The organism is Microcoleus sp. A2-C3, from assembly GCF_036706065.1.
GTDB lineage: Bacteria > Cyanobacteriota > Cyanobacteriia > Cyanobacteriales > Microcoleaceae > Microcoleus.
The window spans coordinates 1-12,932 of the sequence record NZ_JAUBVX010000018.1; the positions used below are offsets into that span (position 1 = coordinate 1).

Here is a 12,932-nt window from a genome sequence, read left to right on the forward strand (position 1 = left end):
TATGCCCTATGCCCTATGCCCTATGCCCTATGCCCTATGCCCAGTCGTACCTCACCTTTTTGAGAAAGGCTATACATATTTTCATACCTACTTTTTCCTCAGTTCAGTGCCTTATCAGCACTTATTGAGCAGTTACCTTTATTTCGGTGCCAGAAAAGCGTATTTTGGTTCGAGTCGAACATTGATAGCGTAGAGATAATAGCGAAACAATGCAAGCTGTTTGGGTGTGAAGTCCTTCTTCACAGCCTCAAGAACCGAAGCTTCAGTAGCGTGGAACCTCATCAATGTAGAAAGGGTAAGGTAAGACGATGCTGGCGGATAGCCCTCGGAGTCGAGGGGCAGTTCAAGTTTCTCAAAGACGATCGCCATTTCCTGCCGACTGGCTGAGAAAGTGGCATGGAGGACAAAGGCAAGCATTGCCTGTCCTGCATCTGGTTCTGGGTCAGCTTCATTTGTTCGAGGCGTGGTATTGACTAGCTGCTCCAGTGGCGAGTTTACCTTTTGCAATAAGACACTTGCTCGTTTCCGCCAATGTGTTGGGTCTAGCTCTCCCAGGTCGGGATGTTCTACCCAAGGAGGCAGTTGAATAGCCTCTAAGTCAGCATCTTTAAGGGATGCCACGACTTCAAGAAGCAGTGAGAATCCCAAGCTTCGAGCAAAGAAGCGCCAGTCGCGCGTTAATCTGTAAAACCGCGATAGAAAGGTCTCGTGAGCATAACGAAAGAAGTCGTGTACCTCTTCAATACCTCCAAAATGTTCTACAAGCTCGCGACTGTAATAAAAGGAGGGATGAATCAGCGTTTTGGGGGTGACATTATCCTGGGTAACGATAATGGCTTTCTGTTTTGCATCTTCAGGGAGACCATCAAGACACTCATAAACCCGCAGCGCAGGATAACCTTCTGCTCGATCGTATTGAAGATCTAGTTTCTCTTTGCTGAATGTTTCCAACGTCGTGCGGACAGAATCCAGGGAGGCGTAGGGATTTCCTAGCCATGACCAGAGAATCCAACGGGGCATCCGTCTGTACTTAAACTCTGGTTCTTCATTAAGTTCTATAATATCTTTGATGTGAGCGATCGCGTGTCTCGCCCGATAGGGTTCGCGCATTTGCTTCAGGGTTTGGTCGCTCAAGTCTGAAAAAGGTCCGTTTTGCTCAAGTAACAGCCCCGATCGCAGCAGCAGCCTCAGTTCGCCCTTATTGAATTGTGTGGGCAAAAAATAAGACCGCCAGAAGATAGGGCGTGGCAGTGATTCGTTGATCCGAATCACCCGTTCAGCCAACGCCAAGACGTGTTCCTTGGCAAAATTAAGCTCAGAACAGACAAACCAGTAATATCTGAGTCCATACTTGAGCAGGTTATGAATTTCTGCTTCGATCGCATCCAGATTTCGCAGCCGGACAGTTTGCCCTTTCACCTTCGGTTCGCAACAAAAAGCACAGGCGCAAGGGCAACCCCGTGATATTTCGATAGCAATAGAACGCCCTGAATCATCGCCTGTTCCCAGTCCAGGAACATCTGCCAGGTGAGTGTTGCGGAGTTCGCGTTCGCCGTGAAAACGGAAGATTTCGTCGATAATGTCTTCCGTATATTCAATATCGTCAAAAGGGCCCCAGAATACGCGCTGGTTCTGTCGCCATTGACCGTCGGCACGATAGAGCAAGTTGGATATGCCCTCGGTACGACCATTGAGGACTTCATGAAAGTGCGGGAAAAATTCGTCAGGTTCGCCAATAATGCCAAAGTCAGGTTGTAAATACTCCGCAGCAGACACCGGGTTGGCAGTGAAGGTAAATCCACCTACGAATATCTTGGCATCGGACATCTCGCGAATCCGCCGAATGGCAGCGTGGGTGTCTTCGACCGGGAACCAGGGGTTCTTGGGGCTGCCTTTGGGATCTGGGCTTATGTAGTCGTCCGAGATAGTGGAGTCGGCTTGCCGAATGGTAAAAGCGACGGCGCGGGGCTGGTGGTCTGTTACCAGTTGCGTGATGCACTCAAGCTGCTGTTGTCTGTTCAGACCCAGCCCGTCCCAACGGACGACCGACAACCCCGCCCGACGGGCAAGCGCCGACACCTGAACAAAAGCGTAAGGATAAACTGGGCGTCCGGGCCAGTTGCTGAGGTTGATAAAGAGTAGATCGACCGGTTTCGGGTTTGGGCGGCTAATACCTGTGTATGCGGGCACCATGAGCTTTGTCCTCTAAATTCATTGACACTCTCAGCGCTAAAGCGACTGAGATTCTTAAGATTTTGCAACCTTAATATCCTGATTACTCAGGTTCCCAAACTCACCGCGTTTGCTCGCGTGAGCGCGGTGATACCTTTTGGGCGTTTAGATGACTAGCACTCCCGTTTCGCGGAGTCCCCGCGTACTATTGTCAAAGCTCTATCTCTGATGGTTTTAGCAGCACCAATATCGGCGTGTTCGTGATAGCCACATTCGACACAGATGAACTTTTCACCATCTCTATTCGACTTGTCAATATGACCGCAATTTCTGCATTCCTGGCTAGAGTGTTTGGGATTGATTTTAATAGTAATTTTTCCTTGCTTCACAGCAAGATACTCAATCTTCAGAATCAATTCACCCCAACCTACATTTCTAGATAGAACGATTCAAACCCTTCTTTCTAGATTGTCCATTTTTCAGGAATCTCCCATTGTCATTTTTCACCTTACATCGGCGCATCATCCCAGAGATGTTTAAATTTTCTAGGGCAATCACATCGGTGTTGCGAGACACAATCTTGTTAGCAACTTTCCATTGATACGCTTGGCGTTTATTACCAATCTTTTGATGAAATCTCCCAACTCTGATAGCCGCTTTTTTGCGGTTTTTGCTACCTTTGACCTTACGGCTAACTCGCCTTTGTCTAATTTTCAGAGTCCGCTTAGCTTTTTTGTTGGTTGCAAACTTGGGATTCTCGATTTGATGTCCATCAGAAAGGTGAACCAGCTTAGTTATTCCTAAATCGCACCCTATTACTTTGGGATTCTTACCAAGAATTTTAGCACTGTATTCAGGTACAGATTTATCCTCTATTCTGAGGGAAATATACCAACCATTTTGACGTTTTCTAACCGTGCAAGCCTTGATGGTAAACCCATCTGGGATTGAGCGAGAGTTATGAAATCGCATCGGACCCAGTTTAGGGAGATAGATTTTATTGCCCTTTAGTTTGACGCCCATCACATAAGTAAAAGACGTAAAGTTGCTACGGTTTTTGAACCTGGGAAATCCTCTGCCTTCAAAGAAATTCTTGTAAGCAGTGTCTAAGCGTTTAACATTCTGCTGTAGAACTGTTGAATCTATTTGAGCATACCAAGGTCTAGCAATTTTCAATTCTGGCAATGCTGTAATTTGAATGTCCGCCGCACTTCTACGGGGATTTCTAGCCTTACCTTCTCGATCGAACTTATCGTCTTTCCAGGGATTTCCAGTTGCGCCACTTTTGCTAACGAAACAGGTTAACGGTGAAACTTCGCCATAAGTTCTAATATCGCAGTAGTCGCCTTGGATAAACTGTTGGTTGTATTGGGTAATTCTGTCATTTAGACACCAGTTGTAATGACTTCTAAGCATATTTACCCAAGCCGACATTTTTAAGACTTGCGTTTGATTGGGGCGCAATTTGTAAATATAGTTTGTTAGCAATCTCACTCACCTCCTTGTTCATATCTTAATATAGCAGTCGCCTTTTAAATATTAAGAATTAAGAAAGATTTACGGCGGTTAAAACCGCCCGTGCCGCTTACATCTCATGGCTAAAGCCGATGAGTTTTCCGCTTGCCGAACTTTTTTTTATAATAATTATCTTGCTGCTCTGAGATACGCAAGTTTAAGCCCAATAAATGGCAGTTGTCGAATCAAGAAATCCCATAAACCAGGAAATAGTTGAACGTTGTCCTCCCTCTTTAGGTAGAGGTCCGACAGCATGAACTTTTGTTGAATCAAATAGATAAATATCACCACTACGAATGGGCAAGACAATTTCGTCAAAATCTGCCAGTGATTCCGGCGTATAGCCAACACCGTCGTATTGAAAGCGGAGAACTTCGCGGGTTTGGTCATTCGGTGAAATATTCCAGTAGTGAAGGTCACCACCACCTGCACTATTTTCCAGACAAATAACTCCTATTACGGCTCTACCCTTCACCAACTGAGCAACTTCAAAATCCTTGATATGAGGACTTATCAATAGCCTATTATCTTCATGGGGAACAAGAGCAAAACCTTCTGTTATATTTCCCCAGGAACGCATCTTATATTCTGCCGCTTTACGTCCGTTATATTCAGCAAGTCGAAGGTGTAACCCTTGATTGCTGAGATGTTTTTTAATGCCACCGAGCAAAAACCGGAAAAAATCCCCTGTATTGGCAAAAAGTGCCTGAACATCTTTGCTGGTTTTCTCCACCTGATCAAAGTAAACTTCCAGTGGTTCTCTGACAGTCATTCCTATATTAGGACCCAACATCGCACTATAGTGATAGTCAAGGGACAAACTGCCATCGGATTTTTGCTGTAAAGAAGGGTTGTGCCAGAAATTGTGACAAATTTGTTGACGAAATTCCTGCTTCAAAGCACCTCGGAACATTGCGCCTGCGACTTTTCCCTGCAAAACATCAATCCAAAGCTGCCAATCAATTTCATTTCTTTCCACGATTTGGAAATAGGAATCAGGGTGGACAATTCCCTGTAGTTGAATTGATGGAGTGGGACTTAAAGTATCAGACATTTCTAGATTTACCTCCTTTATTACATTTTTGCCATTGAAAAGCGGACGTAGTTGCCTCTCACCTACGCAAGTTTAAGCCCAATATATGACGGTTGTCGGATCGCGAAATCCCATAAACCATAAAAGAGTTAAACGTTGAGCTTTCTCATTAGTCAGTTGTCCGACAGCATGAATTTTTGTTGAATCAAATAGATAAATATCACCACCGCGAATAGACAGGACAAGTTTGTCAAAATCTGCTAGAGCTTCCAGAGGATAGCCAATATTGTCGTATTTAAAGCCGAGTGCTTCGCGGGTTTGGTCATTCGGTGAAATATTCCAGTAGTGAAGATCCCCACCCTCCCCATTTTCCAGGCAAATATTCACGCCCACAGTTCTGCCTACTAATTGCCCGATCTCAAAACCCTGGAGGTGAGGAGATCTAAACGGTCCCTCATCATCATGTGGCTCCAGCACGAAAGTCCCTGAATTTCTCCCCCAGGATTTTATCTTACATTCTCCTGCCTTACGTCCGTCGTCGTGTTGGGCAACTCGAAGCAAACACCCTTGATCGGCTAGACGCTTTCTAATTCCACCGAGCAAAAACTCGAAGAAATCACCTGTATTGGCAAAAAGCCCTTGGACATCCTGGCGGACTTGTTCTACTTCATCAAAGTAAACTTCTAGAGGTTTAGTCACAGAAGAACCGATAAAAGCTTCATAGTAGGAAGGTAGACCATCGGCTTGCTGCTTTAAAGTAAGACTACGCCAAAAATTGTGACAAATCTGTTGACGCAATTCCTGATTTAAAACACCTCGGAAGATTGCCCCAGCGACTTTTCCCTGCAAAACATCAATCCAAAGCTGCCAATCAATTTCGTTTCTTTCCACTATTTGGAAATAGGAGTCAGGGTGGACAATTCCCTGTAGTTGAATTGATGGAGTAGAACTTAAAACGTCAGACATTCCCAACCCTATCTTTTTAAACTAAATTTTCCTAATCAACAAGTTGTTGACTTTTTCTAACCTGACTTTCTCTGAATTTCTGAAGTTAAAGCACTTTTTCAACTATCGTTTTGCATAGGAGCTTACTGAGCTACTGAGTAAAAATGCTTAAACTGATGAAAATTGTGCTTTCCCACGAAATAGTCCCAGTCAATCCAGGCTGTTCTGAGGTCTCGGATTCCTGAATTAGAGTCGAAAGCTCGCCTGCCATGAAGTATTCTGGAGTTATTTAATAGTAGACAGTTTCGAGGCTTGAGGCGAAAGCAGTGTGAATAGGCCGGATTTTTTAAGTAGCGGAGGAAGGTAAAAAACGCTTCGTAGAAGAGTTCCATTTCGTCAAATGGTAAATCCCAGTCGCAGGTATGGGCATGACCAAAATTGACTCTCTTCACCCAATTTTGCTCATCTAGTTCCAAGATGTACCGTTTCCGACGGTAGAGATATCCAAAGTCTTTATAGAACTTCTCAAAGCGGATGGGGGTCGCCGCTAAAATCTGAAAGTAATTGGGATGGTTCTGGCGAAAGTCGTGGGCAACACGAAAGCCATCTACTAACAGCGATTCCCCACCCAACACATCGTTTTGCCCCATATGCAAGCACGTTAACAGTTGCGGACAGCACCTGTAGGAAAAATCGTTGTGTGGGAAAAGAACATCGCCAGGATGTGGTACTGGTTTGGTATTCAAGTCTACTCTCATCATCGAAATTGCTCCGAACTCAGTATGATAAATAGGTCCGATGGTTGAGAGAAAAACCTCGAAGTCCTCAGCCGACATATTTTCAAGTACCGTAAATCCCAGGGTAAAAAGTTGATTAGCCCACGTCTCAAATGTACAGGAATCAGCGTCATGACAATACTCGGACAAGTGATTCTCGATCCAAGCTTTGTCCCAAAGAATTTCTTCTTTCTCGATGGATTCAAACTCTTGATGAAAGCTACCACGTCCTGCTTCGCGATCGTAAGCATGACTTAGCAGCCAAGAAAGTGGAAAGGTACTGCGGTGGGGAGGATCTTCGTTCCAGAGAATTGTTAACTCACCATCCTGTTCTTCTACCGACAAAGGTTCCGGAGGTGAGGTCTGATCGCTGATATCATAAACCTTCCGTAAAGTGTTTGGACGACGACACTCAGGACAAAAACAATTATCGCGCAACCAGATATAGTGAAAGCGTTTGCTTCCGACTGTTAAAAAGCTTTTATTTAGCATCTAAATTCTCCGGGACTTAACTTCATTGATTTCCCTCAGTAGTAAGTTTGGTGGCACTGGGTTAGTTAGATGGGAGAGAGCTAAACAATTAGGTTGTTGATTTCAACGGCTATTATAAAAAATGTTCGGAAAGCGGAAAACTCAGCGGCTTGAGCCAGCTCGATGTAAGCGACACGGGCGGTTTTAACCGCCGTGATTCTTTCTTAATTCTTAACATTTTTGGTAGGGTAAAAAGGGTAAAAACCCTTACACTAATGATAGTGGATGGATACACAGGTGTAAACCTCTTAAGCAAATGCCTACCATACATTAAAGGTACGCGGGGACTCCACGTAACCAAGGGCTAAAAACCCTTAAACGCTTGAGGAGCTTGCTGAAAGGCAAGGATAGCAGCCCACCATTTTTTGGTAAAAGGATTGCGCCCAGGAACCCTAGTAATAGGGATATTAAGAACGAAATTTCTTAAGAATCTCAGTCGCTTCAGCGCTGAGAGTGTCAATTCAGAACACGATGCTCATCACGGTTTTCGGCGAGCCGTGAACCTTCCGGGAGTGTTGCTGCATAATCAAAATACCGACCAGTCCGTCAGGGCTGTAAAAGCCGCTGGGCTTGGTATAGGCATCTACGATGACCTCTTGTCCGTCTCGATCGATCGCGGTAACAGGCTCAGACCAGGTTCGAGCCTCCTGGACGATCCAGTGATGCCCAACTTGGTAGTCGGCGAGAATCCTGTCGAACATTTGACGACACGCTGGCCTTGAAAGGCTACCCGTGTAATACACTGCGCGGCTTCCCCAGTTCAGGGTCGGATCTGTGCCAGCAAATTTAAAGTAGTAAGTGCGCTTACTCATGCTGATCTGGCAGAAGTCTTCAAGGCTGACCCAGGAACCATCCGCTAGATGAAAACCTTCAGGAGTAATGATATCTGTATGGGGAAACAGTGCCCGAATGTCATCGGAGTAGTATTCCCGCGTCTTATTCCAAAAGGGCCACGCCATGATCACTTTTGCATCGTATAGGGGCGTAGGGGGGTGGTCAAAAAACAGACGACCTTCTTCGCAAGCCTCCATCCACTGATCGAAAAAGCCATTGTATCTGAGGTCGTAGAACTCATGGGCACGGACAAAATTGCAGTCTTTCCACTCGACAGCATCCCAGCTAAAAAAACGCAGCCCTTCCTCCCGACACCGTTGAATAAAGTAGCGTCCGCCATGCGGACGTGATGCGTTATTGAGCAGATGATGAATGATGGGTTGGTCGCCGATATAGCTACGTAGGGATTGAGAAACACTGCTGGCTAGCGAACGGAAAAACCGAGTCGGCACACCGAAGTCGTCGGGAAAGGCGAGGTAGATGTCTCTCAATTGATCTGCGATTTCCCATGCAGAGCCAAAGCACTGGATCTCCGCAATCTCTCCTGGTGCTACTTCGTCGGTACGGAAGAAAACGGGGAGCTGAAGCTGCTTCTCGGTGAGTTTGAGATGGTACTCTTTGCCACGACAGGGTGGCTGTCCGGCGAGAACCGTATCTGCGATCGCAGGGTCGGCTTCACCCCGCAGACTTGCCATAAAAAGGTCACGAGTGATCTCCTGAAATTGCTTGATCGGGGAATATCGCGATCGAAACCCCTCAAATGTCGCGTCATCGATCGCATAGGGCTGCTTCGCGATGAGATTTGTGAAGCCGACACTGGCTAGGGTTCTGGACTCGATATCTTTGTCGATGAATCGATACCAAGGATGGTCAATAATTTGCTGTTGAGTCATTGCACTTTTTATCAAAATTTATAGTTTTAGGCATCAAGACCATAGAGCTTGGCACAGTTCTTGTAGACAACTTTGAGTCGATCCTCATCGGGGGTATTTTGAAACGACTGCGAGATAATCTCCTGCGACTTCGGCCAAGTTGACTCATAGTGGGGATAATCGCTGCCCCACATGAAATTATCTGCGCCAAGGATCTGCATGGTCAAAATGCCAACTTCATCTTCCATAAAGGTGGAGTAAACCTGGCGCTTGAAGTATTCGCTAGGTTTCATCGTCAGGGAGGTGGGGGCGATCGGACCGAGCTTGACATGGATACGGTCTGCGTGCAGCAGATGGTAAGCTACCCAGCCGATATCGTTCTCCGCCAACACCAACTTCAGATTGGGAAAGCGCTCCAGCACGCCGGAGAAGATGATATCCGTCAGAGAGTGCTGGATCTCCTCCGGGAAGATCATGTTGCGTTGACACCGCTCCACATTAGTGTTGTAGTCAAAGACCTTTGGGCTTTCTCGATAGCCTGTAAGAATATGCAGGCTCACCGGCATTTCCATTTCTTGGGCTGCGCGCCAGAATGGGTCATTACAGGTGCTAGTGAATGCCCGTTCTTCGGGTGGAGAAGCCCAAATTGCCACCCCCTTTAGTCCCATCTGATGACAGCGCTTCATCTCATGAACCGCGTCATCCACATCCCAAAGTGAGATGAGTCCGATACCAATCAGTTGCTTGGGCGCATACCTGACAAATTCAGCCAGCCAGTTGTTGTATGCACGGAAGCAGGCTTGCTGGAATGCAGCATCCTGAAGCCAGAACAACGACATCCCTAAGCTGGTGTAAAGAACTTCTGCGGCGATACCGTCACGCTCCATATCCTTGAGGCGTTCACTAGGATCGTTGCCACCAAGTCGGGTCGCCTCAATCCCCACCCGCCTATGCTGGGCAAACTCTTCGGGAGATTTCTCCACTGCGTACAGGGAGTTGACCAAGGCAGGTTGAAGCTCTTGGCAGACGAAAAACCACCCTTGACGCTCCTCATTCCAGTAGATGTGCGGTGCTCTGTCCCGATATTCTCGATCCAGCCTTTCCAGCCAGAGGTTAGGCGGTTCAATGACGTGAGAGTCCGCAGAAATAATTTGTGTGTCCATTAGTGTTGGGCGATTCCTGTTTTGAACAAATTACCGGCAATGAAATTCTGGAGATAGTGTTTTTTATCAGCCAGGGTCATTTCTGTTTCAAGGTAGTCCTGCCATCGGTCATATTCATACCTCATAATTCTCATTTCCCAGGTACAGGCAACTCCTGTTTTTTCTAGAGGCTTGGGTGATAATGCAGGGAAACTGCCTTCCACGGTATAGGTTTGGCTAAACAATACATTGCCTCGCCCCCAAATATTGATGCTTAAGAAGCCTTGGGACAGAATCGCAAAGCCAACGCCTTGTTTTGGATCGACGTGTCCCTGAGCAAGCTCCTTGTCGATAAAAGTTGACAAATTATCTTGTAAATGCTGCGGCAAGGGTTCAGTTTCCCGCAGCATTTGGTAGAGTTTCAGCACCAATTGTTCATGGCTTAAAAAACCAACTGGGTTAGCCGATCGGCGAATATACTGATACTGTTTTCCGTACTGATCGGCGAGAGTATCAACATTGGCATGAGTTTGCAGGTAAGTGTCTGTTAGAGTCGGTGGCAGATCTAAGATGATAGAAGTCGCATCCATTTACTGTGTTCTCCTTTGTCATTGAGCGATTCAATTAAGCGGCAACCACACGAAAGCCAAGTCCGCTGCCTCTGGTATCAGGTTTGTTCCAGTCATGATAGGCACAGCGAATCAAGTCTGGCGTGTATTTCCATCCACCACCCCGAACGATACGCAAGATAGTGGGATCGTCCAGGTTTTCTCGCCCATCGTCAGCTTGATACGGATACGCGAAGTCAGGACGATCGGTATCGGTTCCCCAAATGGTACTGATCCATTCCCAAGCGTTACCTGCCATGTCAAATATGCCATAATAGCTCTTGCCCAAGGGATAGGCATTGACGGCTGTGGTATGACGCACCTGGTTGCCATAATTGGCTAATTGGGCTGTGGGGGGTTGATTTCCCCAAGGGTACAGGCGTTTATCTGTACCGCGAGCCGCTTTTTCCCACTGTGCATCGGTTGGCAATCGAACTCCTGCCCAATCACAGAAGGCGATCGCATCATGCCATGTCACCCACGTAATAGGATGGTTTTCTTGACCTTCTGGCAAGCCATGTTCCCACAGTTTTTGCAGGTCAGCCCAGGCATAATTGGTGTGTGCTAAAAATTGCGCCCATTGTGCATTGGTGACGGGAAAACGGCTGATTTGATAGCTGGGCAAATAGACTTCGTGCTGTGGTACTTCAACTTGTTTAGCCCAGTCACTATCGGCGGCGACATTATCTACCCTCAGATCGGTTCCCATCCAAAATAAACCTGCGGGGATAGTAATCCAGTCAAAGCTGTCTAATAACATTGCTCACCTAAAATTATTCACAGCAGAATTGGTTGGGCTTGATACTGTCTGTCATCAAGTTCGCTCAGATCAAAAGGTTGAAGTAAATCAAAATTTTGAGTTTTATTAAACTGTTTTATGGCGTTACGTATTTCTGGTTGATAATCCTTATGGACAGTATAATCACCATAACCATCAGTATTGTTTTCAGACCACAGTCCTGTATAAATCGGTACGTTCAAATCACGGGTTTCGGCAATCACTTGAACAACACTTTGGATACGAACTGGTTTGTATTGATGAAGTGAAAAAGCCTTGGCTAAAGGTGTGCCTTTGGCTACGTATACAGGATTTAGATAGATTATCAAATCAGTCCCAAATTTTTGACAGATTTCTGCAAGATATTCAATTGTTAGAATTGCCTCCTTGATACCTTCTTGTTCAGTCATTGTTGGGCCTGGTTTTAACAACACGTAGCTTGTCAGTCTAACCCCCATTTCACCCAGCAGCTTGATCTTGGCTTCAAAAGTTTTTCGACGAATGCTTTTATTCAAAATGACTTCGCGCAAATGATCGTCCTGTGTTTCAAAGCCAATTGTCACATCCAAAATATCAGCATGGGTTAAATGGAAAATTTCCTCCATCGTTGCTGGTGAAATATATTCTGGGCGTGTTTCCAGGGATAAAACTTTCAAAGAAGACATTGCTTGTGCTCGATCGAGCAAGTAAACTATTGCTTCCTTGGGAAAACGTTCCCGATCTATAATAGACCCTTCGTTACCTACTGAAAGTTGTTGGAAACTGCTCAATTCATCCGCATATTGCTCAAAACTCCAATCAATTTGTTGTTTAATTTGATTGACTGGCAACGGATCGGGATGGGATTTTGTTGGCAAACTACAATAAGAGCATTGGAATGGACATTTTTGGGCGTAAAATGCGATTACCAAATCTTTTAGCCCTAGAAATGTCCGCTTGCCTATGTAAATTGGGCGGAAAACTTTAGATGTCCTTTCCATATCGTGCAGCATCTTTCTCGGTATTCTTTAGCAAAACTCAAAATTTTGAGCAAAAATAAGACATCCTCATGTTGCAATACTTCGGACAGTTTTGGAAGAGGGACGGGACGCGAGGCGAGCCGAGCTACAAAAGTCACTATAATGTGAACCAAACATACAAAAAAAGGCACTTTTTAGGTTAAGCTCAAAAAACACACTAAGAGGCAGCCACAGAATGATTGATCCTATAACGACCGAATGATGACCGAAAGATAATTTCAGTGTGCAGCGTATCTTATGTCTCTAAAATCTATCATGAAACTGACCGAACACGCCAAATCTCTTTACATCAAAACAGCTAAAAAACTCAAGGGAACTGACAGACGACAATTCATGGCATTTGTAGTCAAAGGCTTGGGAATAGGCGGACAGACGTTAGCAGAACGGGAGTTGGGATGGAATCATTTGTGACAAGTTAAGAAAAAGTGCAAATTGTCAAGGGGTACGTGAAAAAAGATAAAATAGGCTGAAACATTGATCTGGCAAGCAGTTGAACCAGGATTGAACCAGTTATGAGTAGCAAAAAACGAATTAACCGAGACCATGCAAAGAAAAAAAATCGTCCCCAAGTAGAAAATGAAGCGATTGCGAATCACCTCGAAGATTTATTAATTCCGGCAATGGCGGCCCAAAAAACTTTTTATCGCCAACTAAATTTAAGAGATAGGATTCTGACATTACCATTAGACCTCTTGCAAAAAAAATCT

11 protein-coding genes and 1 pseudogene are annotated in these 12,932 nt (G+C 45.5%); 1 reads left to right on the forward strand and 11 read right to left on the reverse strand.

Annotated features, from left to right (window positions below):
- Positions 1 to 138 precede the first annotated feature (138 nt).
- The 11 genes from QUB66_RS12105 to QUB66_RS12155 form a co-directional block, all read right to left on the reverse strand.
- A complete protein-coding gene (locus tag QUB66_RS12105) occupies positions 139 to 2,193 on the reverse strand; it encodes a B12-binding domain-containing radical SAM protein (RefSeq protein WP_332970654.1) in 2,055 nt (684 codons plus the stop codon).
- 152 nt (positions 2,194 to 2,345) lie between these two features.
- Positions 2,346 to 2,561 carry a zinc ribbon domain-containing protein gene (locus QUB66_RS12110; protein WP_332970655.1) on the reverse strand — a complete coding sequence of 72 codons (216 nt, stop codon included), beginning with the start codon at positions 2,559 to 2,561 and terminating at the stop codon, positions 2,346 to 2,348.
- A gap of 46 nt (positions 2,562 to 2,607) precedes the next feature.
- Positions 2,608 to 3,660, reverse strand: coding sequence for an RNA-guided endonuclease InsQ/TnpB family protein (locus QUB66_RS12115; protein ID WP_332970656.1), 1,053 nt, complete (start codon positions 3,658 to 3,660; stop codon positions 2,608 to 2,610).
- 184 nt (positions 3,661 to 3,844) lie between these two features.
- Positions 3,845 to 4,741, reverse strand: coding sequence for a 2OG-Fe(II)-dependent halogenase WelO5 family protein (locus tag QUB66_RS12120; protein ID WP_332970657.1), 897 nt, complete (start codon positions 4,739 to 4,741; stop codon positions 3,845 to 3,847).
- 72 nt (positions 4,742 to 4,813) lie between these two features.
- A complete protein-coding gene (locus tag QUB66_RS12125) occupies positions 4,814 to 5,686 on the reverse strand; it encodes a hypothetical protein (RefSeq protein WP_332970658.1) in 873 nt (290 codons plus the stop codon).
- A 122-nt stretch (positions 5,687 to 5,808) separates the two neighbouring features.
- Positions 5,809 to 6,933 carry a TauD/TfdA family dioxygenase gene (locus tag QUB66_RS12130; RefSeq protein WP_332970659.1) on the reverse strand — a complete coding sequence of 375 codons (1,125 nt, stop codon included), beginning with the start codon at positions 6,931 to 6,933 and terminating at the stop codon, positions 5,809 to 5,811.
- A gap of 500 nt (positions 6,934 to 7,433) precedes the next feature.
- Positions 7,434 to 8,699: a hypothetical protein gene (locus tag QUB66_RS12135; protein WP_332970660.1), complete on the reverse strand. Its 1,266-nt coding sequence runs from the start codon at positions 8,697 to 8,699 to the stop codon at positions 7,434 to 7,436.
- 26 nt (positions 8,700 to 8,725) lie between these two features.
- Complete coding sequence (locus QUB66_RS12140) at positions 8,726 to 9,841, reverse strand: amidohydrolase family protein (protein WP_332970661.1); 1,116 nt, start codon at positions 9,839 to 9,841, stop codon at positions 8,726 to 8,728.
- Complete coding sequence (locus tag QUB66_RS12145) at positions 9,841 to 10,410, reverse strand: hypothetical protein (protein ID WP_332970662.1); 570 nt, start codon at positions 10,408 to 10,410, stop codon at positions 9,841 to 9,843. Before QUB66_RS12145 ends, QUB66_RS12140 begins: the two co-directional genes overlap by 1 nt.
- A gap of 34 nt (positions 10,411 to 10,444) precedes the next feature.
- Entirely contained in the window at positions 10,445 to 11,188 is a 744-nt protein-coding gene (locus QUB66_RS12150) for a formylglycine-generating enzyme family protein (RefSeq protein WP_332970663.1), read from the reverse strand.
- A 17-nt stretch (positions 11,189 to 11,205) separates the two neighbouring features.
- Positions 11,206 to 12,198 (reverse strand): radical SAM protein, encoded by a 993-nt coding sequence (locus tag QUB66_RS12155; protein WP_332970664.1) that lies wholly within the window; start codon positions 12,196 to 12,198, stop codon positions 11,206 to 11,208.
- A gap of 264 nt (positions 12,199 to 12,462) precedes the next feature.
- Here QUB66_RS12155 and QUB66_RS12160 point away from each other — a divergent pair.
- Positions 12,463 to 12,627, forward strand: a pseudogene (locus QUB66_RS12160) (ISAzo13 family transposase); the annotation flags it as partial.
- Positions 12,628 to 12,932 lie beyond the last annotated feature (305 nt).

Coding starts and splice junctions, on each gene's coding strand:
- QUB66_RS12135 (WP_332970660.1), bottom strand. CDS start 8,699: ATGACTCAACAGCAAATTATTGACCATCCTTGGTATCGATTCATCGAC.
- QUB66_RS12150 (WP_332970663.1), bottom strand. CDS start 11,188: ATGTTATTAGACAGCTTTGACTGGATTACTATCCCCGCAGGTTTATTT.
- QUB66_RS12125 (WP_332970658.1), bottom strand. CDS start 5,686: ATGTCTGACGTTTTAAGTTCTACTCCATCAATTCAACTACAGGGAATT.
- QUB66_RS12155 (WP_332970664.1), bottom strand. CDS start 12,198: ATGCTGCACGATATGGAAAGGACATCTAAAGTTTTCCGCCCAATTTAC.
- QUB66_RS12105 (WP_332970654.1), bottom strand. CDS start 2,193: ATGGTGCCCGCATACACAGGTATTAGCCGCCCAAACCCGAAACCGGTC.
- QUB66_RS12120 (WP_332970657.1), bottom strand. CDS start 4,741: ATGTCTGATACTTTAAGTCCCACTCCATCAATTCAACTACAGGGAATT.
- QUB66_RS12140 (WP_332970661.1), bottom strand. CDS start 9,841: ATGGACACACAAATTATTTCTGCGGACTCTCACGTCATTGAACCGCCT.
- QUB66_RS12145 (WP_332970662.1), bottom strand. CDS start 10,410: ATGGATGCGACTTCTATCATCTTAGATCTGCCACCGACTCTAACAGAC.
- QUB66_RS12130 (WP_332970659.1), bottom strand. CDS start 6,933: ATGCTAAATAAAAGCTTTTTAACAGTCGGAAGCAAACGCTTTCACTAT.